Source organism: Streptomyces sp. NPDC001858 (assembly GCF_053594615.1).
Window position 1 is genome coordinate 1 of sequence record NZ_JBSFEV010000124.1, and the last position, 1,173, is coordinate 1,173.

Below are 1,173 nucleotides of genomic sequence, written 5' to 3' on the forward strand. Positions count from 1 at the left end.
GCGGTCGGTGTTGGGTGTGGAGTTGCCGTTGAGGGTGTTGTTCGATGTGTCGTCGGTGGCGGGTGTGGCGGGTTGGTTGTCGGGGCCGGGTGTGGGTGGGGCGCGGTTGGTGTTGCGGGCGGGTGTGCGTCCCGAGCGGGTGGGGTTGTCGTTTGCGCAGCGGCGGTTGTGGTTCTTGGGCCAGTTGGAGGGGCCGAGTGCGTTGTACAACGTGCCGGTGGCGGTGCGGTTGAGTGGTGGGTTGGATGTGGCGGCGATGGGTGCGGCGTTCCGGGATGTGGTGGGGCGGCATGAGTCGTTGCGGACGGTGTTCCCTGCCGTGGACGGTGAGCCGTATCAGCGGATTCTGGGTGCGAGTGAGCTGGATTGGGAGCTGGCCGTGCGCCGGGTGGCCTCGGCGGAGTTGGCGGCTGCAGTGGAGGAGGCGACGCGGTACACGTTTGATTTGTCGGTGGAGGTGCCGGTTCGAGCGTGGTTGTTCGAGGTGGAGGCTGAGGGGGATGGAGTTGGGGACGGTGATGGGGATGGGGTCGGGTCGGTTGGGGGTGCCGAGTATGTGCTGGTCGTGGTGACGCATCACATCGCGGGTGACGCGTGGTCGCGGGCTCCGTTGGGGCGGGATCTGTCGACGGCGTATGCGGCGCGGTTGCGGGGTGAGGCGCCTGAGTGGGACGCGTTGCCGGTGCAGTATGCCGATTACGCGTTGTGGCAGCGGGAGTTGTTGGGGGAGGAGTCGGACCCCGACAGCTTGCTGTCGAGGCAGTTGGCGTATTGGGGTGGGGCGTTGGCGGGGGCGCCGGAGGAGCTGACGTTGCCCTATGACCGGTCGCGTCCGGCGGTGCCTAGTCATCGTGGGCATCGGGTGGAGTTGCGAGTGCCGGTCGAGGTGCACCGGCGGTTGGTGGAGCTGGGTCGCGCCGAGGGTGTGACTGGGTTCATGGTGTTGCAGTCGGCGTTGGCGGTGATGTTGTCGCGGTTGGGTGCGGGGTGTGATGTGCCGATCGGGTCTTCGGTGGCGGGGCGTACGGATGAGGCGTTGGATGATCTGGTCGGGTTTTTTGTTAATTCGTTGGTGATTCGTACGGATCTGTCGGGTGATCCGACGTTTGCTGAGGTGTTGGGTCGGGTGCGGCAGCGGAGTTTGGAGGCGTTGGAGCATCAGGAGGTGCCGTT

General features: G+C 66.1%; 2 protein-coding genes. One reads left to right on the forward strand and one right to left on the reverse strand.

Translation table 11 applies throughout. The features are described from left to right. A partial coding sequence (locus ACWCPF_RS45465) for a hypothetical protein (RefSeq protein ID WP_451051034.1) occupies nucleotides 1–210 on the reverse strand: 210 nt, incomplete at its 3' end. On the opposite strand from ACWCPF_RS45465, the gene ACWCPF_RS45470 reads away from it, so the two are divergent. Further along, a partial coding sequence (locus ACWCPF_RS45470) for a condensation domain-containing protein (RefSeq protein ID WP_451051035.1) occupies nucleotides 203–1,173 on the forward strand: 971 nt, incomplete at its 3' end. The two genes, ACWCPF_RS45465 and ACWCPF_RS45470, sit on opposite strands and share 8 nt — an antisense overlap.